Genomic DNA, 20,556 nt, shown 5'->3' on the forward strand with positions numbered 1-20,556 from the left:
GTAACCATCGCACCCGCAATGGCTGGCGCGACCTATGGTGGATGCGGGATTTAGCCCGCCGACCCCCTGCCCCGCAAGTGCTTTTCCGCGGTTTGGAGCGCCAAGGGCAATCGCTCGACCAAATCTTCGGCGATCAGCCCCCGCCCGAAGCCTTCCGCCGCCGCGCCGTGGAGCCAGGCACCGGCGCAGGCCGCCTCGAAAGCCGGCATGCCCTGGGCCAGCAGCCCGCCGATCGCCCCGGCCAGGACATCGCCCGAGCCGGCCGTGGCCAGGGTGGGCGGCGCATTGGTGTTGATCGCGACCCGGCCGTCGGGTGCGGCGATGCAGCTATCCGCTCCTTTCAGCAGAACCACGGCGCCGCTGGCCGCCGCCGCCGCCCGGGCCCGCTCGGCGCGCGAACCGCCCAGCAGGCCGGGAAACACCCGGGCAAACTCGCCGTCATGCGGGGTGAGGACCAGCGTCCCCCTGCGGGCGGCCCACAGGCGGTCGGCCTGGCCGGCGGCCATGGTCAGGGCGTCGGCGTCCAGGACGACCGCAGCCCCCGATTCCAGGGCCGCCTTGCTGGCATCGAAAAGGCCGGGGTGCAGGCCGGCGCCGGGCCCGAGCACTACCGCATTCCGCCGCTTGTCGGCCAGCAGGGCGGCGAATTCCGCCGGGCCCTCGGCCGCCTCGACCATCACCGCCGTCTGGTGGCCGGCGATAACCCGGGCCGCTTCCGCGCCGGCCACCGTGGTCACCAGCCCGCTGCCGACCCGCAGCGCCGCCCGCGCCGCCAGGCGGGCGGCGCCGGTGTTCAGCGGCCCGCCGGCGAGCACCAGGGTATGGCCACGCTGATATTTATGGCCGTCCGCGCGCAAGGTCGGAAAGGCACCGGCCCACAGGCCCAAGCCATTCTCGAACTGCTGCGGGCCGATCGTGTCGAGCACCGCCCGGTCGATGCCGATCTGGGCGACCAGCACCTCGCCGCAATGGGCGCGGCCTGGAAACAACAGGTGGCCGGGCTTCTTGCGGAAGAAGGTCACCGTCAGGTCGGCCTCGAAGGCGGCCCCCAGGACGGCGCCGGTATCGCCGGCGATGCCGCTGGGCAGGTCGATCGCCACCACCCGGCGTTCCGCGCCGCAGGCCGCAATCACCGCCGCCACCGGGCCATCGACCGGCCGGGCCAGCCCCGCCCCGAAGAGCGCATCGACCACCAGGGCGCGCCCGTCGAGCATCGATGGTGCCAGCGCCGCGACCGGCCCCGTCCATTGCGCCGCCATCGCCGCCGCGTCGCCCGTCAGCGCCTCCCGCGGGACCAGGCTGGCGACCGTCACATCCCAGCCGGCCTGGGCCAGGCGCCGCGCCACCACCCAACCGTCGCCGCCGTTGTTCCCGGGCCGCACAGGACCACCGTCGGCCGCGGCGACCCGTGGGTCAGGATCGCCTCGGTCACCGCGAAGCCGGCATTCTCCATCAAGACCATGCCGGGAATGCCGCCCTCGATCGTCAGCCGGTCGGCCTGCGCCATTTGCGCGACCGTCAGCAGGTCGAGCGGCAGGGCAGGCCTCATCCGATCAGGCTTTCGCGCTGGGCACCCAGCTCGACCAGGCGGATCTCCCCCGCATCGAGGACGAAGCGGTTGATCGAGCAATGGTCGGGAATCGCCGGCATGATCCGGTCGTCGCCGATGGCGTGGCCGATCACCGCGTTGATCACCACGAAATGGCTGACGATCACGGTCGGCCGGCGCAGGTCCCGCAGAAGATCGAGAATCCCCGCGCGCCAATCGGCCAGGTTGGCCGGCTGCGCCGACCATTTGCCTGCCAGCACGCCCCGCAGCCACGCCCCACGTTCCTTGAGGTCCAGCCCGTCCGACGGCAGCTCGGCGACGCGCGGCTCGACCAGGGCCGGCAAACCCCAGCGCGCCTCGACCGCCGCCGCGGTCTCGCGCGCCCGGCGCAGCGGGCTGGTCACCAGGGCCCGGCCGTCGACCGCGCCCAGGGCTTGCGCCATGGCCTGGGCCTGGGCGACGCCCGCGGCACTCAGGGCCGGATCGCGATCGACATCCCAGCCGGCATTCTGCTCGCCGTGCCGGATCAGGACGAAGGGAACCATACTCATCACAACCCCTCAGAAGATGTTGAGCCGGCGCAGGCCCAGGAAGGCGACCAGGCCCACGACGCCCATGCCCAGCATGGTCCACCAGAAGGCATGGACATCTTCGAGCCCCGGGAGGCCGGCGACATTCATCCCGAAGACACCGGTGACCAGGGTCATCGGCAGGAACACCGCGGTGAGCACCGACAGGATCAGCAGGTTGCGGTTGGCCTGTTCGGCCTGCTGCGCCGCCATCTCTTCATAGAGCAGCTTGGCCCGCTCCTGGGCCGACGCGAGATCGTCGACCACCGCGCCCAGTTGCTCGACCGCTTCCCGCAGGTCGACCCCATCCTCCTCGTCGAAGAAGGCCGGCGGCCGGGCGCAGACCTGGAAGGCCGCACGCCGGTTCAAGGCCAGGTGGCGGTGCAGCCGCACGGCAAAGCGGCGCACGGCGCCCAGGTCTTCCCGGGCGCTGCTGCTGCGGCCTTCGAGCAGCCGGTCCTCGATCTCGTCGAGCGAGACGATGAGTTCCACCACCGCCATTTCCACCGTTTCGGCCAGGTAGGCGAGCATGGTCGACACCAGATCGGCGGCGCCGCGCAAGGTCATGCCGCCGTGAATTTCCCGGCGCAGCCGGTCCATCGATCGCGACGGGTGCCGCCGGGCGCTGACCACCACCCGCTCGGCCCCGAAAATGCGCACCGTCGAGATCTCGGTCAGGTCCGGATCGATGTCGTACTGCATGTCGGTGAAGACGCCGAACAGGGTGCCGCGATGCTGTTCCAGGCGGGTGCGCACGTCGCTCGCCCCCATTTCGGGCCGCAGATCCTCGGGGATGACCGCGGCCTGCGCCAGCCAGTCGCGCGCGCGGCGCACCGACAGGTCCAGATGCGCCCAGACGAAGCCGTCGTCGCTCCGCAGGGCGGCCTCGACCGCCGGCCAACCCAGCAGCCGCTGCCCCTTGCCGTCGACGAACTGGTAGGCGAAGACGATGCCGTCGCGCCGCTCCGGCAGTTCAACGAAGGGATTGCGGGCGAGCTCGACCATGATGCGCGATACCCTCAGCCAACCAGGCGAGCCCGATCCGACATATTGCAGGCGCAGGAACGCCTCGCCCCGCCCGTTTCACTAGCACGGGCAGGCAGGTGGTTTCGAGGAGCATTGCTCATGAACCGAATCATTCGCCGACGCCTGGGCGCCATGGTCGCCCTGGCCCTGCTGACGGCGACGCTCAGCGGCTGCGTCGTCTACGACGAGCGCCCCTACCATCGCTACGTCTACGAAGGCCCGCACTACTACGGTGGCGGCTACTGGGGCCACTATCGCTGACCGCGACGATGCCGCCGGCCAAGCCGATTTGACGGCCGGCCGGCGCGGGGTATGATTGGCGCATGGCCACGACCACCAAGCATGAGATCGCGGATCTCCGGGCACAGATCGACGCGGCTGCGGCAGATGCCCAGCTCGACGCCTTCGTCGAGCGCAACCGCGACATGCTCGTGCAGTCGGTTCGCGCCGGCAGGAAGTTTCTTGCCCAGGGCAACTACCGGGTCGGAACGGCGGCCGAGCTCGTTACCGACCTCATCGGAAAGTCCCGTCGTCGCCCCAAAACCTGAGCACAGTTCGGGTATATGGCCCAACGTCAGGTTACTTTGCTGCCTGAGGCCGAACTCGACCTCATCGACATAGAATGCCGCATCCGGGTCAATAACGGTGAACGCGTCGCCGAGCGCAAACTGAACGAAATCGCCCGCCGGATCGACCTTGTGGCCTTTGCCCCTGGTGTCGGCCGGCAGCGCACAGACATCGACGGGGCAACCCTTTACTTCACTGTTGTCGATGCCTGGTACATCATCTACGAGGACGTCGAGGACAAGAACCTCATCCTGGTTCACCGGGTCGTTCGCACCGACTACTACAACCAATACCTCGCTCCATAGCGCCGACGAATAGTATCTGGCCTCTTTTCGGGCGTCGGTGACTCGGGACGGGCCGAAGTCACCCGCGAGTGCGGGCACTCTGGCCAGGCCGATTTGACGGCCGGCCGGCGCGGGGTATGATCACGCTCATGACTACCGCCAAGCCGGACATCGCGAAAATTCGGGAAGCGCTCGACGTGATCGACGAGCTCGAGAGCGGCGTGCTCGATGATGGCCTGGGGCCGATGCCCGGCGCCGACGAGATTGATGCTTGGTTTGTCCGCAATCACGAGGCCCTTGCCGCCTCGCTCCGGGAAGGCGGCGAAGCTTACGCCCGCGGCGAGTATCGCCAGGGCACGGCTGCCGAATTGCGAGCATACTTCGTCGAAAAGTACCGTCGCCGCCGCGCCACGAGCACCTAGGGCACTATTCGAGGCAGCCGGTGCAGCGTCAGGTCGCCTATCTCTCGACCGCCGAGATCGATCTCGACGCGTTGGAGGATCGCCTTGTTCGGCGAGCCGGCTTGTTGGTCGCCGCCCGGTGGATCAATCGTATCCTTCAGCGAATCGACCTGATCGCGCTTCTGCCAAACATGGGCCGCGTGCAAGGCACGATCGACGGCATCGAACTCCGCGCCTCGGTGGTGAAGCCGTGGGTCATCATCTACGAGTACCGCGAAGCGGAGGATCTCATCGTCATTCGCCGGATCGTCGATACGCGGCGTGATCTCCAGAGCATCCTCTAGGCGCCAGACCTCGACGATCGGGCTCATCCAATTAAAACGCTGCCCCGAGGCGAAAGGCAGAGAATGCCCGCTGCGGTAACGTCGCGGCTCCGGTCGGCAGACAGCAGTCAAATTTAATCTATGGGGCAAGCAGCAGGTCGAAAAAGCGAGTTCCCCTTCGAAAGGGCAAACCATGTGGTATGCTGCGGATATGACCAGTCACGCCAAACAGCCGATCGCAAAAGGCACCGTCGAGGCCATCCTCGAAGATACCGTCTCCGAGGAGGAGATGGATCGGCTTCTTGCCTCCCGGCATGACGAAATCGGCGCGATGCTCGAGGAGGCGCACCAGGATCGGGCACGGGGCGATTTTGCGCCACTGGAGCCTCTGCAAGTGTTCCTGCGCGAGGCCCGCGAGCGCTTCAACGCCAAGCGATAATCAGCCTCTCGCGCAAACATGGTGCTGCCCCGCGTCATCCGTTCCGCGAGCGCTCGCCATGACCTCGACGCGATTTGGGACCGTCTCGCCGGGCAAGCTGGTCCCGAGATTGCCGACGCTGTTCTCGCACGCATTTTCGAGACCATGTATCGGGCGGCCGATAACCCTTTTCTCTATCGGGAACGCCCTGAACATACAGGGCGACCTCGCCGCGTGAACGTCTTCCGATATGCGATTTTCTTTGAGGCCCTGCCTGACGGTGACGGCATTTTCGTCTGGCGCGTGATCCACGGCTCCCGCGATCTACCCCGTTTCATTTTTCGGCCATCCGAAGACGACTCGGATTAACGCCCATCCGAGAACAGGGATGAACGCCGCATATTGCGGGCATTTCGCTAAATCACTGAAATCCATGGGGCGAGCGACGGGGATCGAACCCGCGACCTCCAGAGCCACAATCTGGCGCTCTAACCAACTGAGCTACGCCCGCCACAGAGGCCGATGCGTATACGCCGCCCGTCCCGCCCCGTCAAGCCGCAGCCTTGAGGCCGATGCGCAGACGCTCGATGGCCGCGTCGAGCACGCTGTCGCGCTTGCAGAAGCAGAAGCGGATCAGGTGGCGGGGCGGGTCGGCATCGGCGTAGAAGGCGCTGACCGGCACCGCGGCGACACCGATCGTGGCGGTCAGCCACTTGCAATACTCGGCATCGTCGAGCGCCGGCCCCACGCCGGTGATATCGACCGTGACGAAATAGCTGCCTTCCACAGGCAGGGTTCGATAGCCCACCGCCTGGAGGCCCTCGGCCAGGCGGTCGCGCTTGGCGGCCAGGCTCTGCCCGAGCCCCTCGAAATAACCGTCGTCCTTGTTCAAGCCCGCCGCCACCGCCAATTGCAGGTTGGGCGGGGTGGTGAAGGTCAGGAACTGGTGGGCCTTGCCGATCACCCCGATGAGGCTGGCCGGGCCGGACAGATAGCCAACCTTCCAGCCGGTGAAGGAAAAGGTCTTGCCGGCCGAGCCGATGCGCACCGTCCGCTCGCGCATGCCCGGCAGCGTCGCGATGGCGAGGTGGCGGTGGCCGTCGAACACCAGGTGCTCGTAGACCTCGTCGCACAGGACATAGGCGTCGTGCGCCCGGGCGAGGCCGGCGATCCGCTCCAGTTCGGCGCCGGTGAACACCTTGGCCGTGGGATTCATCGGGGTGTTGAACAGCACCAGCTTGGTGCGCGGGCCGAAGGCCGCCTCCAGCGCGCCGGGCGGGATCGACCAGTCGGGCGGCGACAGGCGCACGAACTTCGGGATGGCACCCGCCTGACGGATGATCGGCACATAGCTGTCATAGAGCGGTTCGAACAGCACCACCTCGTCGCCCGGCGCCAGCAGGGCGAAAAGGGCCGCGGCCAGCGCCTCGGTCGCGCCCGAGGTCACCAGCGTCTCGGTCCGCCAGTCGTAGTCGAGGCCGTAGAAGCGCCGGTCGTGATCGGCCACCGCCTGGCGCAGCGCCGGCACCCCCATCATCGGCGGGTACTGGTTGGGACCGTCGGCCACGGCCCCGGCGGCGATCGCACGCAGATCCGCCGGCCCGTCCTCGTCGGGGAAGCCCTGGCCCAGGTTGATCGCATCGTGCTCGACCGCCAGGGCGGACATCACGGTGAAGATGGTCGTCCCCAGGGACGCGAAATGAGGGTTGAGCGCTTTCATGGCCGGATCATAGCGTCGCGGCAAATCGCCTTCCACGGGGTCTTATGCCCGAATGCTCGCGCACAAGGCCCCCAAATTGCACAAAATTTAGCCAGTCCGCCCACAATTTAGACAGCGCGGGTCTGGGACCTGCCCGTTCTGCTCTGAGGCGTACTCGAAATCGATGACCACCTCCCGTTGGCACGCCCCGTGCATATGAAGCGTGGCGGCAGTTCAGGCCGTCCAAACCTGCCAAGGCGATTCAGGTGCGATGAAAAAAATCGAGGCGATCATCAAGCCGTTCAAACTCGACGAAGTGAAGGAAGCGCTGAACGAAGTCGGGCTCAAGGGCATCACGGTGACCGAGGCCAAGGGCTTCGGGCGCCAGAAAGGCCATACCGAGCTCTACCGCGGTGCCGAGTATGTCGTCGACTTCCTGCCCAAGGTGAAGCTGGAAATCGTGCTGGAAGACGATCTCGTCGACCGCGCGATCGAGGCCATCCAGACGGCCGCCCGGACCGGGCGAATCGGCGATGGAAAAATCTTCGTCAGCCCCGTCGAGCAGGCTATCCGTATCCGCACCGGTGAAACCGGCACGGATGCAATCTGATTTCCAACCACCCAAGTTTCTTGAACCAACCACCAACCGGGATCTGAGACCATGTCAGACGCCAAGACCGTCCTACAGCTTATCAAGGACAAGGGGATCAAGTACGTCTCCCTGCGCTTCACCGACTTCAAGGGCAAGTGGCAGCACCTGGCCATGGACGAGAGCGTGGTCGACGAGGACCTGTTCACCGACGGCACCATGTTCGACGGCTCGTCGATCGCCGGCTGGAAGCCGATCAACGAGTCGGACATGATCCTGATGCCGGATCCGGCGACCGCGGTCATCGACCCCTTCTGTGCCCAGCCCACGCTGGTGATCTTCTGCGACATTCTCGAGCCTGCGACCGGTGAAGGTTACAGCCGCGATCCGCGTTCGGTCGCCAAGCGCGCCGAGGCCTATGTCAGCTACACCGGCCTGGGCGACACCGTCTACATCGGCCCCGAGGCCGAGTTCTTCGTGTTCGACGATGTCAAGTGGAAGGTCGCGATGAACAAGGTCTCGTACGAGATCGACGACATCGAAGGCCCCTACAACACCGACAAGTCCTTCGAGGGCGGCAACCTCGGCTACCGTCCCGCGGTCAAGGGCGGTTACTTCCCGGTGCCGCCGGTCGACACCCTGAACGACATGCGCGGCGAGATGCTGTCGGTCATGGGCGAGATGGGCCTGCCGATCGAGAAGCACCACCACGAAGTGGCCGCTTCGCAGCACGAGCTGGGCATCAAGTTCACCACCCTGGTGCGCGCCGCCGACTTCATCCAGATCTACAAGTTCGTGGTCCAGAACGTCGCCTATCAGTACGGCAAGACCGCGACCTTCATGCCCAAGCCGATCAAGGGCGACAACGGTTCGGGCATGCACGTCCACCAGTCGATCTGGAAGGGCGGCAACTCGACCTTCGCCGGCGACAAGTATGCCGGCCTGTCGGACACCTGCCTGTACTACATCGGCGGCATCATCAAGCACGCGAAGGCAATCAACGCCTTCACGAACCCGACCACCAACAGCTACAAGCGCCTGATTCCGGGCTTCGAGGCCCCCGTGCTGCTGGCCTACTCGGCCCGCAACCGTTCGGCCTCGTGCCGTATCCCCTACGGCACCAGCCCGAAGGCCAAGCGCGTCGAAGTGCGCTTCCCCGATCCGCTGGCGAACCCCTACCTGGCGTTCTCGGCCATGCTGATGGCCGGCATCGACGGCATCCAGAACAAGATCCATCCCGGCGAGCCGATGGACAAGGATCTGTACCACCTGCCGCCGGAAGAACTGGCCCAGGTCCCGACCGTCTGCGGCTCCCTGCGCGAAGCGCTGGAAGCCCTGGACAAGGGCCGCTCGTTCCTGACCAAGGGCGGCGTGTTCACCGACGACCTGATCGACGCCTACATCGCCCTGAAGTGGGAAGAGGTCTACAACTACGAACACACGCCGCACCCGGTCGAGTTCGACATGTACTACACCGCCTGATCCTGCGTATCGGATCCGACGATGGGGGGCCGGCGGCGACGCCGGCCCTTTTGCTTTGCCCGCGGCATCGGCTGGCCGTCCTGTTTGAGCGTGCGCTTGACGTGAATCAATGTGGCGGCCGTAAAGCGATGGCTTCTGGTGACAGTTCCCCCTGCCAGCGGATGCGGGCTCATGATTTCGACGCGGCGAGCGTTTCAACGGGTAAGGGCGTTGCTGGCCGTTCTGGTCGCAATGGCGCTGCTCGTTGCGCCCGTGGCCGCCGTCCACGCGAGGCCTTGCCTCGAACGGACCAGCGACCAACATGCCGTCAGCGCGGAAGGCTTGCAGCCCGAAGTGGCGAGCAGCCGCGATGCCGCCCAAGGCGACTTTCACACCAACGGCCACCAGGCCTGTTGCAGTAACGCCTGCGGTGTTTCCGCCCCGGCGACCGGTGATGCGAGCGCGATCGACGTCGTGCTCGCCGGTGTCGGCCAGCATTTTGCCCGGTACGACCAAGTCGCCCGCGGCCTGGCGATTCCGCCCACACTCGCCCCCCTCGAACCCTGGCCTGATCCGGCCTGATCGGCGCCTTTTCAGGCGTCGGCCCAGGCCCATGCGCACCTCACAGCGATGAGCGCGGTCACACCGTCGGCATGTAACGCCGGCGGCGACGCGGGGACTCGATCATGAATCGTTGCAATTTCCCGCGCCGGATGACGGCAGCGCTCGGCGCGAGGCATTCCGATCACCAGCCGGCGGCCCGGTCCGCTTCGGTATCAACGAAAGAACCACATCATGACCACACTGCGTAAACTGATTGCCGTGGGTGCGTTGCTCCTGACCACCACCCAGGCCTTTGCCGAAGACGCCCATCATCCGGGCGGCGGAACGCCTGCAACCCCTCCCGCCGCCTCGCCGGCACCCGGCGCCAGCCCCGGCATGATGGGCGCCGGCATGATGATGTCGATGATGGAGCCGATGATGGCGCCGGATCGCATCGAGGGACGGATCGCATTCCTCGAGGCCGAACTCAAGGTTACCGATGCCCAGCGCCCGCTTTGGAACGCCTTTGCCGAAGCGATCCGCGCCAACACGCGCGCCATGGCCGGCATGATGATGGAAATGCAAGGCGCGATGATGCCGGCGCCGGGCACCGCATCGCCGACGCTGCTGCAACGGATCGAAAGCCACGAGCGCATGCTCGCCGCCCGCCTCGATTCCCTGCGCCAGTTGAAGGCAGCGCTGCAGCCGCTTTATGCGGCCCTCGACGACAGCCAGAGGCAAACAGCCGACAAGCTGCTCATGCCGGCCCCCATGGGCCCCATGTAGGCGATGCGCGGGACCGCTGTCGGCCCATTGCCGCGCCGGTCCCGATCGACACCGACAATCCGGAGTAACAGGCAATGACCCAAAAATCCTACGCTGATCAAGCCCCTCCCCCATGCACCGCAACGGCGGAACAGCTCCCGAAACCCCACCATTGCCTTTTTGGCGATCGCGGGTGCCCTGGTCGCCATCGGGTTCCTGCTCATCGCCGCTTTCCTTGTCTTCTCCGAGCATCGAGTCCATGTCCTGGGGTATCTGCCCTATCTGCTTCTGCTCGCCTGCCCGTTGATGCACCTTTTCATGCACCACGGCCACGGCCACCAGGGCCATGGCCGACACACCGGCAACAAGGGGCCCTCGCCCATGGCGGAGGACAGGCGCAATGACTGAACCTGCCGCCTACGGCCTCTGGGCCTGGTCATCGTCAACTCGGCGGTGTTCATCGTGTTTGCGGCGAGTTTCGTCAGGCTGCGAACGACACGTGACTGGCGCTCGCTCGGCGCCTTCTCGGCCTTCATCCTCGCGCTCTTTACCGAGATGTATGGCTTTCCCTTGACCATCTATCTGTTGTCGGGCTGGCTCGGGCGCCAGTTTCCGGGCGTGGATTTCTGGTCCCATGATGCGGGGCATCTGCTCGAAACCATGTTCGGTTGGCGCGCCAACCCGCATTTCGGGCTCTTCCATCTCGTCAGCAATATCCTGATCTTCGGCGGCTTCTGGCTGCTTGCCAAAAGCTGGCATGTGCTTTTCAAGGCCCAGCACGACCGCCGCCTCGCCACGAGCGGCCCCTATGCCCATGTCCGCCATCCCCAATACGTCGCCTTTGTCATCATCATGACCGGCTTCCTGTTCCAATGGCCGACCCTGGTGACACTCTTCATGTTCCCGATACTGGTGTGGTTCTACATCCGCCTGGCGAAGCGGGAAGAAGCGGCCGCACAGGCCCAATTCGGCACCGCCTGGGAAAGCTATGCCCGCGCGACACCCGCCTTCATTCCCCGAAGCCAGGGCCATGCCCGGGCTGCAAACACCCATTCAGGAGGTCCGACCCCATGAACGACCACCACACCCATGCGAAGGCCCCCGGCAAACCGGCCGGGGCCGAGGTGGCGGCGCCAAGCGCCGTCTATACCTGCCCGATGCACCCGCAGATCAGGCAGATCGGGCCCGGCAATTGTCCCATCTGCGGCATGACGCTCGAACCGGCAGTGGTGACCGCCGACACCGGGCCGAGCGCCGAGCTCGTCGACATGACGCGGCGGTTCTGGATCGGCCTCGTCCTCGCCCTGCCCGTGCTCGCGCTCGAGATGGGCGGCCATCTCACCAACCTGCACATGTTGCTCGGCGCGCAAGCCTCGAACTGGCTCCAACTCGTGCTGGCAACGCCGGTGGTGCTTTGGGCGGGCTGGCCGTTTTTCGTCCGGGCAGGACAGTCGCTCGTCACCCGTCATCTCAACATGTTCACGTTGATCGCCATGGGCACGGGCGTCGCCTGGGCCTATAGCGTCGTCGCCACCGCCGCACCAGGGATATTCCCCGCGACCTTCCGGGCCGCCGACGGCGCCGTGGCGATCTACTTCGAGGCCGCCGCCGTCATCACCGTGCTGGTGCTGCTCGGCCAGGTGCTGGAGTTGCGCGCCCGCGAGCAGACCGGCGGCGCCATCCGCGCGCTCCTCGACCTGGCCCCCAAGGCCGCGCGCCGGGTCCGCGACGACGGTACGGACGAGGATGTGGCGCTCGAAGCTGTCGCGGTCGGCGACCGTCTTCGCGTCCGCCCGGGCGAGAAGGTGCCGGTGGATGGGGAGTTGATCGATGGCCGCAGTTCGGTCGACGAATCCATGATCACCGGCGAGTCGATGCCGATCGCCAAGGAAGTGGGCAGCAAGCTCATCGGCGGTACCCTCAACCAGACCGGCGGTTTCATCATGCGGGCAGGTAAGGTCGGCCGCGATACGATGCTGGCGCAGATCGTCCGCATGGTGGCCGACGCCCAGCGCTCGCGCGCACCGATCCAGCGCCTCGCCGACGAAGTCTCCGGCTGGTTCGTCCCGGTGGTCATCACGATCGCCGTCCTCGCCTTCGCCGCCTGGGGCATCTGGGGGCCGGAGCCGCGCTTCGCCCATGGCCTGGTTGCCGCGGTGGCGGTGCTGATCATCGCCTGCCCCTGCGCGCTGGGCTTGGCGACACCGATGTCGATCATGGTCGGCGTCGGCCGCGGGGCCGGGCTGGGCGTGCTCATCAAGAATGCCGAGGCCCTGGAGCGTTTCGAGAAAATCGACACGCTGGTGGTCGACAAAACCGGCACGCTGACCGAAGGCAAGCCCAAGGTTACCGCACTGAAAGCGGTCGGCATCGCCGAGGACGAGCTGCTGCGGCTGGCCGCGACCCTGGAACGCGGCAGTGAACACCCGCTCGCCGCGGCGATCGTCGACGCGGCCGAGGCGCGCAACCTTGCCCTGGGGCACGCCGAGGACTTCGACAGTCCCGTGGGCAAGGGGGTGACCGGCAGCGTCGACGGCCGCAAGCTGGTCATCGGCAGCCATCGCATCATGGCGGAGGCAGGCGTCGTGCTTACCGCCCTGACGGCGGCGGCGGAAGGGCTTCGCGGCGAAGGCGCCACCGTGATTTTCGTGGCCATCGACGGGAGCCTCGGCGGGCTCATCGCCATTGCCGACCCGGTCAAGGCCACGACCCCCGCCGCCGTCCAGGCACTCAAGGGTGCCGGGGTCCGCGTGGTCATGCTGACCGGGGACAACAAGACCACGGCGCAGGCGGTGGCCCGCCGGCTCGGCATCGACGAGGTCGAGGCCGAAATCCTGCCGGAGGACAAGGCCAAGGTGGTCGAGCGGCTGCGCCAGGAGGGGCGGATCGTCGCCATGGCCGGCGACGGCGTCAACGATGCGCCCGCCCTGGCCGCGGCCGATGTCGGTATCGCCATGGGCACCGGCACCGACGTGGCGATCGAAAGCGCCGGCGTTACCCTGTTGAAAGGTGATCTTCAGGGTATCATGCGGGCGCGCCAGCTCAGTCGCGCGACCATGAGCAATATCCGCCAGAACCTGTTCTTCGCCTTCATCTACAACGCCGCCGGCGTGCCTGTCGCCGCCGGCGTGCTCTATCCAGCCTTCGGTCTGCTGCTCTCGCCCGTCATCGCCGCGGCGGCGATGGCGCTCTCATCGGTCAGCGTCATCGCCAATGCCCTGCGGCTGCGCCGGGCACGCCTGTAGAACACAAGGGGAGCCGCCAGGCGCACAAACTGCCGGCTCCCCGTCCGGCTCAGGGCTGCCGCCAGGAGTCGATCGCCGCGAGTTCCACTTGCGGCAAGTCCGTGACGATCTCCTGCCGGCCCAGGGCGATTTCGCCGCTCTCGCCGTCCAGCGACAGCCAGTCGCCGTCCTCGATCGCCAAGCCGGCGATCTCGCCGCGGCGGCCGGTCTCGTCGATGGTCAGTTCATGACAGCCGACCAGGCAGACCCGGCCGAGCTGCCGGGCCACGACCGCGGCATGCGCCGTGCGCCCGCCGACGGCGGTCAATATCCCCGCGGCCACGGCAAAGCCCCCGACATCCTCGGTCGAGGTGTCGTGGCGGACCAGGATGACCGGGTCCCCGCCCGAGGCACGGGCCTTGGCACTGGCGCTGTCGAAGGCGATGCGCCCGCTCGCCACCCCCGGCGACGCCGATATCGCCCGGGCGATCGCCGCCGGCCTGGTCGCGAAGCGCAGGGTGCCGGCAGCAGCAACGTCAACCGCCGAGGCCCTTGCCAGCGCCGTGGCCCGGTCGAGCAGGCCCTCGTCGACCAGGTCGACCAGCACGCGCAGCGCGGCACGTGGTGTCCGCTTGGCCGAGCGGGTCTGCAGGAAGAACAGGCGCCCCTCCTCCACGGTGAACTCGACATCCTGGATATCGTGGAATTCCCGCTCGAGGCGCTTGACGCCGGCAGCCAGCGCCTGCGCCGGCCCGGGCAATCGCGCGGCCAGCAGGGCAGCATCGCCGGGCATGCGCCGGCCGGCGACGACATCCTCGCCCTGAGCATCGAACAGGAAATCGACGTAGAGCTCGTTGGCGCCGGTGGCCGGATTGCGCGAGAAGGCCACGCCGGAACCGGACTTGCCGCCGGCATTGCCGAACACCATCACCTGCACGGTGACGGCGGTGCCCGCCAGATTGTCGAGACCGTTCAGGCGCCGGTATTCCCTGGCCCGCGCCCCGTCCCACGAGCGATAGACGGCCCGTGCCGCCGCGGAGAGTTGCGCCATCGGATCGTCCGGGATCGGGTGGCCGGCGGCGCGGATGACGATCGCCTGGAACTCGTGGGTCAGCCGTTCCAAGGCCTCGGAGTCCAAACTGCTCTCGCCGTCGACGCCTTCGCTGCTGATCATGCCGGCGAGCGCGGCATCGAAGGCCGCGGCTGGCACGCCTTCGACCACCTCGCCATAGATCTGGATGAAGCGGCGGTAACTGTCCCAGGCCAGGCGCGGATTGCCGGTCGAGGCGATCAAGCCGCGAACCGAGACGGCGTTCAGCCCGACATCGAGGATGGTTTCCAGCATGCCGGGCATGGATTGGGCAGCACCCGAGCGCACCGAGACCAGGAGCGGTGCCCGGGCATCGCCGAAGCGCCGGCCGGTCGCGGCTTCCAGCGGCGCGATCCCGTCCCGCAGACCCTGCTCCAGCGCCTCGAGCGCATCGGTCTCGTTGCGATTGATCGCCGCGCAAAGCCCGGTCGGCAGGACGAAGGCGGGCGGCACGTTCAGGCCCAGCCGGCTCATGCGCCACAATTGTGTCGCCTTGGCACCGGCCGTCTCGACCGACAGGGTATCGGCCGTGCCGGGGATCCCGATAAATAAGGGGGCAAACTCGCTCATGCCGACAACTCCTCGAGTACGCGGTCACGCAGGGAAAGCGCTGCATGCGACAGGTGGTCGGTCGCCGTCTCGAGCCCGCGTGCAACCTCGAGCCCCAGCACCAGCCCCCTGGCATCGTCGTGCGGCACGGCCATGAAGGCGGCGAACGCCTCGCGTTCCGCCACGTCGGCGCGCCGTTCCGCGGTGGTAACCGCATCGATTGCCTGCAGCGAGGCCAGGGCGTCCGCCCGCTGCCCCTGCGGCAGCCGCGACGCGGCCTCGACCGCACGCACGAGCTGGCCGACGCTGTCGGTCACGATCTCGGCGAGTTGCACGATCGGCGACACACCGAGCATGACGGCCATCGCCTCGGGCAGCAGGCTGAGCAGGAAGGCACAGTCCTCGAGCGAGTCGGTGGCGTTTTCGACCTCGTCGATGACTGGCCGCAACATGCCCGCCTCGCGCAGCCGGGCGGAGATTTCCCGCGCCGACAGGGTCAGGCGGTCGGCCTTTTCCTCGATCAGCTTGGCCCGCCGGGCCAGGGCCTGGCGGGCTGCCGGGGCCGCCGCGCCGGGCGTGGACACCATCTCCTCGATCGCCGCGGCCAGCGTCCGCGACAGGCCGAGGTGGCGCACCAGCACGGTCAGCACCGAGCTTTCCGCCGTCTCGAACCGGCGGGAGAGTTCGGCCTGAATCTGGTCGCGGATCAGGCGCGCGGTACGGCCCGCCGCCAGGCCCTGGCTGGTATCGCGCAGGACATGCTGCAAGAACTCGGTGCATTCGGCGAGGCCCAGCGCTTCGTCGAGGCGCACGCCATAGGGAATGCGGCCGGCCGCGGTGCGATGCACCGCCTCGTAGACGAGATCGTTGCCGCCCAGGTCGAGGAAGGCCCGGTGCCCGAAGTCCGCCTTGGCCGCCCAGGTCAGCAGGTTGATGGCGGCATTGCGGCCGACGAAGATCTGCAGGGCCTTGCGGGCCTTGTTCCAGTCGATCAGGAAGACGATCCGCGAGCCCAGGAACGCCAGCAGCCGATCCAGCGCCGTATCGTCGGCGGCGGCGTAGCGGCCGGTGACGAGATAGAAAATGTCTTCGCTGAGCCCGTCGCCGCGCTGCTCGGCCAGCGGGCTCCAGGCCACCCCCTGCCCCTCGAACAGCGAGATGAAGAACTGTGCCCGCGGCCGGTGCACGTCGGTATAGGTGACGGTCACCACCCCCGGATCGACGTGGATGACCAGGACATGGGCGTCGGTGGTGCCGATGTCGTTCTGGATGGTAAGGCGGCCGCCGGCGCGCACCGCCGTGGTGCCCAGGCCGGGATGGCCGAAGGCCAGCGGCGCGGTACGGTTGAGGCCGGCCATGAAGGCCCTGACGGCCCGGCGATCGGCGTCGCCCAGGGCATGCACCCGCGCCCCGTCGAGGGTTTCGACCGCGGTCTCGGCCGCCAGCCGGTTGATCGCCTTGTGCAGGTCCATGACCAGCAGGTGGAGGCTGTCGCGCCCGTCTCGGGTCGCCACGGCCAGTTGCTCGATCTCCCGCAGGTCTAGTTGATCGCCCTCGGCGGCCGGGATCGATTGCGCAAGGCCCTGCGCCCGCTCGGCCAGGGGCTGGGCGGCGGCGGCATCGGCCGCCTCGAGCGGGGCCAGCATCGCCTCGACATCGCTGGCCAGCCCTGCCAGCAAGGCGCCGATGCCGGGTGCGAACAGGCGTCCCGGCCCCAACAGGCGCGCCTCGGCCACCAGCCCGTCCAGGGCCGCCTGGCCCAGCCCGGCGGCGCGGCACTCCACATCGAAACCGCGGGCCGCGCGATCGGGCGCCTGGGCATGCCGGGCCGCCTCCTGAAGGAGGCTCAAGCGAAGCTTGATGCGATCGTTGGCGCCCAGCGCCTCGCCGATCAGCGTGGGCAGCAGAATCGCCCTCTCGCCCAGGCGTTCGATGATGTCGATCTTGACCGTCACAGCCGTCTCTCTCCGCGCTTACACCTCAACAAGCCGGATTGATGCACCGGAGGCGTGCCCCGCGCATTGCGTTAAGTCATTCATATAAATGTCATATTGGCCGAAGGCGGGCGCTTCGAAACGGCCGGCCGGGTAGCCGCTGGGCCGGTGCCCCGCCCTAGGCGCGGGTTCGACTTTGGTGTGGATAATGTCAACGCGGTCTTGCCGCGGGCGGCCAGATCATCTGAAATGTCAGAACGTGGGACGCAGGAAACTGTTCTGTCCGACGTTAAGGGGCTCGAGAGGCTTGCTTCTCGATCGTACCGTCACCCCCCGACGGTGCCCCGGACCCGCCGGCTCCCCCCGCCGGCGGGTCCACCCTAGGCTCCCGATCGTCAGGCACCCTGCGAGTCGACCGGGCGCGGCCGGCCCTCGTCGTCGATCGCGACCATGACGAAGGTGCCCTCGGTCACCCGCACCCGTTCGGGCGGGATGATGTGGCCGTCGCGCGCCCGGTGGCGGTCGACCCAGGTCTCCAGATGCACGGTCAGCGAGGTCCGCCCGATCTTCACGACATCGCCGTAGATCGACACCAGGTCGCCGACATAGACCGCCTTGTGGAAGGTCATGGCGGTGATGGCGACGGTCGCGACTCGGCCGCCGGCGGGCCGGGCGGCGAGCACGCCGGCGGCGATGTCCATGTGGCTGAGGATCCAGCCGCCGAAGATATCGCCGTTGCCGTTGGCATCCTTGGGCAGGGCGGCGGTGCGGATGATCGGCTCCAGCCCCCGGGTCGACGGGTGGACCAGGCCGGACGGTTCATTGCTCATGGACACTCCACAAGATGTGGGTTAGCGCTTGGGTGCAGGGCACCCTATACTGCGGATTCCCCATTCCCAAAGCATGACGATGAGCGATTCTGAAGACCTTTTCGATCGCACCCCGACCAGCGGTGATTATTCGGCCAAGGACATCGAAGTCCTGGAGGGCCTGGAACCCGTCCGCAAGCACCCCGGCATGTATGTCGGCGGCACCGACGAGCGTGCCTTCCATCACCTGGCAGCCGAAATCCTCGACAATGCGATGGACGAAGCCGTCGCCGGCCATGCAAACCGCATCGAAGTGGAACTGGCCGCCGACGGCCGCCTGACCATCCGCGACAACGGGCGCGGCATTCCCGTCGACCCTCACCCAAAGTTCAAGGACAAATCCGCCCTCGAAGTGATTCTGACCACCCTCCATTCGGGCGGGAAATTCAGTGGCAAGGTCTATGCAACCTCCGGCGGGTTGCACGGCGTCGGATCCTCCGTCGTCAACGCGTTATCGGAGGAAATGGTGATCGAGGTTGCCCGCGACCGGCAGGTTTGGCAGCAGACCTATGTTCGCGGTAAACCGACGACAAAGCTTCTGCCCTTAGGCACCGTGCAGAACCGGCGCGGCACGACGATCACCTTCAAACCCGACCCGGAGATCTTCGGCACGGCGCTCCATTTTCGCCCGGGCCGGCTTTATCGGATGGCGCGGTCCAAAGCCTACCTCTTCCGCGGCGTCGAGATTCGTTGGTCTTGCGCACCCGAATTGATTCCGGTTGGCGACACCACCCCTGCCAGCGATGCGCTGCGCTTTCCTGGTGGCTTGGCCGATTTTCTGGCCGCATCAATCGACGGCACGCCGACGACGACTCCCACCCCCTTTGTTGGCCAGGCCCGCTTGCCGGGCAGCAACTCAGGGGAGGTGGAATGGGCTGTTGCTTGGCCGATCGATGGCGATCCTTTTATTCATACATACTGCAATACCGTGCCTACACCTTTAGGCGGTACGCATGAGGCTGGTTTACGCAGCGCCCTTGCCCGCGCACTCAAGGGCTTTGGCGAACTGACCAACAACAAACGCGCCAGCCAGATCACAGCGGAAGATATTATTGGCGGGGCTACCGCCCTGCTGTCCCTTTTCATTCCAGATCCGCAATTCCAGGGTCAGACCAAAGAGAAGCTAACCAGCCCCGAGGCGACGCGGCTCGTCGAAGCCGCTATCAAGGATCGCTTCGAACATTGGCTGACCTCCGATCCGGCGGCCGGCACCGCTTTGCTCGAGTATGCGATCGCCCGCGCCGAGGAGCGCCTGAAGAAGCGCGCCGACAAGGAAACCAGCCGTAAGACCGCGACCCGCAAGCTGCGCCTGCCCGGCAAGCTGACGGATTGCGCGCGCGATTCCGCCCAGGGGACCGAGATCTTCCTGGTCGAGGGCGACTCGGCCGGCGGTTCGGCCAAGCAGGCACGCGACCGGGCGACCCAGGCCGTGTTGCCCCTGCGCGGCAAGATCCTGAACGTCGCCTCGGCTGCCGCGGGCAAGCTCGAGGCCAACCAGGAACTGTCGGACCTGGTCCTGGCGCTGGGTTGCGGCGCCGGCTCGCGCTTCCGCGAGGGCGACCTGCGCTACGAGCGGGTCATCATCATGACCGACGCGGATGTCGACGGCGCCCATATCGCCTCGCTGCTGATGACCTTCTTCTGGCGCGAGATGCCGGGGATCATCCGCTCGGGCCACCTCTACCTGGCCCTGCCGCCCCTGTTCCGCATCACCCAGGGCGCCAAGTCCGTCTACGCCATGGACGACGAGGACAAGGAGCGGCGGATCAAGCGCGACTTCAAGCCCGGCGCCAAGGTCGAGATCAGCCGCTTCAAGGGCCTGGGCGAAATGCCCGCGGCGCAGTTGCGCGAAACCACCATGGACGTGAAGAAGCGCGTCCTCCTCCGGGTCACCGTGCTCGAAGGCGAGGAAGTGGATACCACCGGCATGGTCGACCGCCTGATGGGCAAGAAGGCGGAAACCCGCTTCGCCTTCATCCAGGAAAACGCAGGCCGGGCCACCGATCTGGACATTTGATCGGGCGCCCGCGCAGGCCATATTCAAGGCTGGAACACAGTGGAGTCGCGTGGATGCCCCATCGGATCTTGAGCCTGGGCCTGATCGCCCTGGTCGGCGGCTGCGCCCTCTCGCCGGCCACGGTCACCTACCAGGAACTCGACCGCGACGCCTACAGCCCGAGCGTCGTCAATGCCGCGGCGCTCGACGGCAAGCTGCCGGCCGCCGTAGTCGGCGCGCCGTTTCCCGGTGTCGGGCCGGCCGCTGCCCTGGCGCCACTCGAACTGCCCTTCTCGGTTGCCCCGCGTGGCCTGGTCGAGGCGCCCGGCGCCGCCACCCGCGTCGTGCTGCTGTTTCACCCGCTGTCGCCGATCGGCAATCAGCGGGCCTGCGGGCCGCTCGCGGACCTGGCCCCGGTGGCCGGTGCCCCGGCCGACGCCGGCCCCGAATTCGCGGTCATCGCCACGCTTTGCCAGTATCACAAGGCGCTGTCGACGGCCCGTTCGTCGGGACCGCGACCGGCCGGCCTGAGCGATCCGCTCTATGCCGAGCTGGTCGAGGCGGCATTGCTGGAAATCATGCCGCTGCCCCAGCCGGAACCGGCGGAAATCGATATTCCGATCCCTTGACACCCGCGACGCATGACCGCGTTGCCAGGGCAGCGGTTGACTTGAGGGCGCTTTCGTCTATCGTCGCGCCT

24 protein-coding genes and 1 tRNA gene are annotated in these 20,556 nt (G+C 67.2%); 16 read left to right on the forward strand and 9 right to left on the reverse strand.

Annotated features, from left to right (window positions below; all coding sequences use genetic code 11):
* Positions 1–50: 50 nt before the first annotated feature.
* The 4 genes from D3874_RS10960 to D3874_RS10970 are packed head-to-tail and all read right to left on the reverse strand — an operon-like array spanning position 51 to position 3,123.
* The gene (locus tag D3874_RS10960) at positions 51–1,349 is read right to left on the reverse strand and encodes an NAD(P)H-hydrate dehydratase (protein ID WP_338016706.1); all 1,299 of its coding nucleotides are present in this window, start codon (positions 1,347–1,349) and stop codon (positions 51–53) included.
* Positions 1,310–1,549, reverse strand: coding sequence for a hypothetical protein (locus D3874_RS31565; RefSeq protein WP_338016707.1), 240 nt, complete (start codon positions 1,547–1,549; stop codon positions 1,310–1,312). Before D3874_RS31565 ends, D3874_RS10960 begins: the two co-directional genes overlap by 40 nt.
* Positions 1,546–2,100: a histidine phosphatase family protein gene (locus D3874_RS10965; RefSeq protein WP_119778113.1), complete on the reverse strand. Its 555-nt coding sequence runs from the start codon at positions 2,098–2,100 to the stop codon at positions 1,546–1,548. The genes D3874_RS31565 and D3874_RS10965 overlap by 4 nt, the downstream gene beginning before the upstream one ends.
* Positions 2,101–2,109: 9 nt before the next feature.
* Entirely contained in the window at positions 2,110–3,123 is a 1,014-nt protein-coding gene (locus D3874_RS10970; protein ID WP_119778114.1) for a CorA family divalent cation transporter, read from the reverse strand.
* Between the two features lie 120 nt (positions 3,124–3,243).
* On the opposite strand from D3874_RS10970, the gene D3874_RS28505 reads away from it, so the two are divergent.
* The 7 genes from D3874_RS28505 to D3874_RS10995 all read left to right on the forward strand — a co-directional run bounded on the left by D3874_RS28505 (position 3,244) and on the right by D3874_RS10995 (position 5,506).
* Complete coding sequence (locus D3874_RS28505; protein WP_158595936.1) at positions 3,244–3,405, forward strand: hypothetical protein; 162 nt, start codon at positions 3,244–3,246, stop codon at positions 3,403–3,405.
* Between the two features lie 62 nt (positions 3,406–3,467).
* Complete coding sequence (locus D3874_RS10975) at positions 3,468–3,692, forward strand: hypothetical protein (protein ID WP_119778115.1); 225 nt, start codon at positions 3,468–3,470, stop codon at positions 3,690–3,692.
* Positions 3,693–3,707: 15 nt separating this feature from the next.
* Complete coding sequence (locus D3874_RS10980; protein WP_119778116.1) at positions 3,708–4,016, forward strand: type II toxin-antitoxin system RelE/ParE family toxin; 309 nt, start codon at positions 3,708–3,710, stop codon at positions 4,014–4,016.
* A 128-nt stretch (positions 4,017–4,144) separates the two neighbouring features.
* Positions 4,145–4,417: a hypothetical protein gene (locus D3874_RS28510; RefSeq protein ID WP_158595937.1), complete on the forward strand. Its 273-nt coding sequence runs from the start codon at positions 4,145–4,147 to the stop codon at positions 4,415–4,417.
* Positions 4,418–4,437: 20 nt separating this feature from the next.
* On the forward strand, positions 4,438–4,740 hold the full coding sequence (locus D3874_RS28515; protein ID WP_158595938.1) for a type II toxin-antitoxin system RelE/ParE family toxin: 303 nt from the start codon (positions 4,438–4,440) through the stop codon (positions 4,738–4,740).
* Positions 4,741–4,930: 190 nt separating this feature from the next.
* On the forward strand, positions 4,931–5,158 hold the full coding sequence (locus tag D3874_RS10990; protein WP_119778118.1) for a hypothetical protein: 228 nt from the start codon (positions 4,931–4,933) through the stop codon (positions 5,156–5,158).
* A gap of 18 nt (positions 5,159–5,176) precedes the next feature.
* Complete coding sequence (locus D3874_RS10995) at positions 5,177–5,506, forward strand: type II toxin-antitoxin system RelE/ParE family toxin (protein ID WP_119778119.1); 330 nt, start codon at positions 5,177–5,179, stop codon at positions 5,504–5,506.
* Between the two features lie 65 nt (positions 5,507–5,571).
* On the opposite strand, the gene D3874_RS11000 is transcribed toward D3874_RS10995, so the two are convergent.
* Positions 5,572–5,648, reverse strand: a tRNA-His gene (locus D3874_RS11000).
* A 39-nt stretch (positions 5,649–5,687) separates the two neighbouring features.
* Positions 5,688–6,857 (reverse strand): aminotransferase, encoded by a 1,170-nt coding sequence (locus tag D3874_RS11005; protein ID WP_119778120.1) that lies wholly within the window; start codon positions 6,855–6,857, stop codon positions 5,688–5,690.
* A 250-nt stretch (positions 6,858–7,107) separates the two neighbouring features.
* Between D3874_RS11005 and D3874_RS11010 the strand changes: the two genes are divergently transcribed.
* From D3874_RS11010 to D3874_RS11040, 7 genes are all read left to right on the forward strand, one after another.
* The gene (locus D3874_RS11010; protein ID WP_109902171.1) at positions 7,108–7,446 is read left to right on the forward strand and encodes a P-II family nitrogen regulator; all 339 of its coding nucleotides are present in this window, start codon (positions 7,108–7,110) and stop codon (positions 7,444–7,446) included.
* 51 nt (positions 7,447–7,497) lie between these two features.
* Entirely contained in the window at positions 7,498–8,907 is a 1,410-nt protein-coding gene (gene glnA / locus D3874_RS11015; protein ID WP_119778121.1) for a type I glutamate--ammonia ligase, read from the forward strand.
* Positions 8,908–9,117: 210 nt separating this feature from the next.
* On the forward strand, positions 9,118–9,468 hold the full coding sequence (locus tag D3874_RS11020) for a hypothetical protein (RefSeq protein ID WP_119778122.1): 351 nt from the start codon (positions 9,118–9,120) through the stop codon (positions 9,466–9,468).
* 213 nt (positions 9,469–9,681) lie between these two features.
* Positions 9,682–10,215, forward strand: a complete 534-nt coding sequence (locus D3874_RS11025) for a Spy/CpxP family protein refolding chaperone (RefSeq protein ID WP_119778123.1) — start codon at positions 9,682–9,684, stop codon at positions 10,213–10,215.
* Between the two features lie 159 nt (positions 10,216–10,374).
* Positions 10,375–10,602, forward strand: a complete 228-nt coding sequence (locus D3874_RS11030; protein WP_233559909.1) for a DUF2933 domain-containing protein — start codon at positions 10,375–10,377, stop codon at positions 10,600–10,602.
* A gap of 45 nt (positions 10,603–10,647) precedes the next feature.
* Complete coding sequence (locus tag D3874_RS11035; RefSeq protein ID WP_233559910.1) at positions 10,648–11,268, forward strand: methyltransferase family protein; 621 nt, start codon at positions 10,648–10,650, stop codon at positions 11,266–11,268.
* Positions 11,265–13,439: a copper-transporting P-type ATPase gene (locus tag D3874_RS11040; RefSeq protein WP_119778126.1), complete on the forward strand. Its 2,175-nt coding sequence runs from the start codon at positions 11,265–11,267 to the stop codon at positions 13,437–13,439. Before D3874_RS11035 ends, D3874_RS11040 begins: the two co-directional genes overlap by 4 nt.
* A gap of 49 nt (positions 13,440–13,488) precedes the next feature.
* Here D3874_RS11040 and D3874_RS11045 read toward each other — a convergent pair whose 3' ends face one another.
* The 3 genes from D3874_RS11045 to D3874_RS11055 form a co-directional block, all read right to left on the reverse strand.
* Positions 13,489–15,078 carry a PEP/pyruvate-binding domain-containing protein gene (locus D3874_RS11045; RefSeq protein ID WP_119778127.1) on the reverse strand — a complete coding sequence of 530 codons (1,590 nt, stop codon included), beginning with the start codon at positions 15,076–15,078 and terminating at the stop codon, positions 13,489–13,491.
* Positions 15,075–17,012: a hypothetical protein gene (locus D3874_RS11050; RefSeq protein WP_119778128.1), complete on the reverse strand. Its 1,938-nt coding sequence runs from the start codon at positions 17,010–17,012 to the stop codon at positions 15,075–15,077. Before D3874_RS11050 ends, D3874_RS11045 begins: the two co-directional genes overlap by 4 nt.
* A gap of 374 nt (positions 17,013–17,386) precedes the next feature.
* Positions 17,387–17,821 carry an acyl-CoA thioesterase gene (locus D3874_RS11055; protein ID WP_119778129.1) on the reverse strand — a complete coding sequence of 145 codons (435 nt, stop codon included), beginning with the start codon at positions 17,819–17,821 and terminating at the stop codon, positions 17,387–17,389.
* Between the two features lie 73 nt (positions 17,822–17,894).
* Between D3874_RS11055 and parE the strand changes: the two genes are divergently transcribed.
* The gene (gene parE, locus D3874_RS11060) at positions 17,895–19,877 is read left to right on the forward strand and encodes a DNA topoisomerase IV subunit B (RefSeq protein WP_456306444.1); all 1,983 of its coding nucleotides are present in this window, start codon (positions 17,895–17,897) and stop codon (positions 19,875–19,877) included.
* A gap of 53 nt (positions 19,878–19,930) precedes the next feature.
* Positions 19,931–20,485, forward strand: coding sequence for a hypothetical protein (locus tag D3874_RS11065; RefSeq protein WP_119778131.1), 555 nt, complete (start codon positions 19,931–19,933; stop codon positions 20,483–20,485).
* The last annotated feature ends 71 nt before the right edge of the window (positions 20,486–20,556 follow it).

Source organism: Oleomonas cavernae, assembly GCF_003590945.1.
GTDB classification, from domain to species: Bacteria; Pseudomonadota; Alphaproteobacteria; order Zavarziniales; family Zavarziniaceae; genus Zavarzinia; species Zavarzinia cavernae.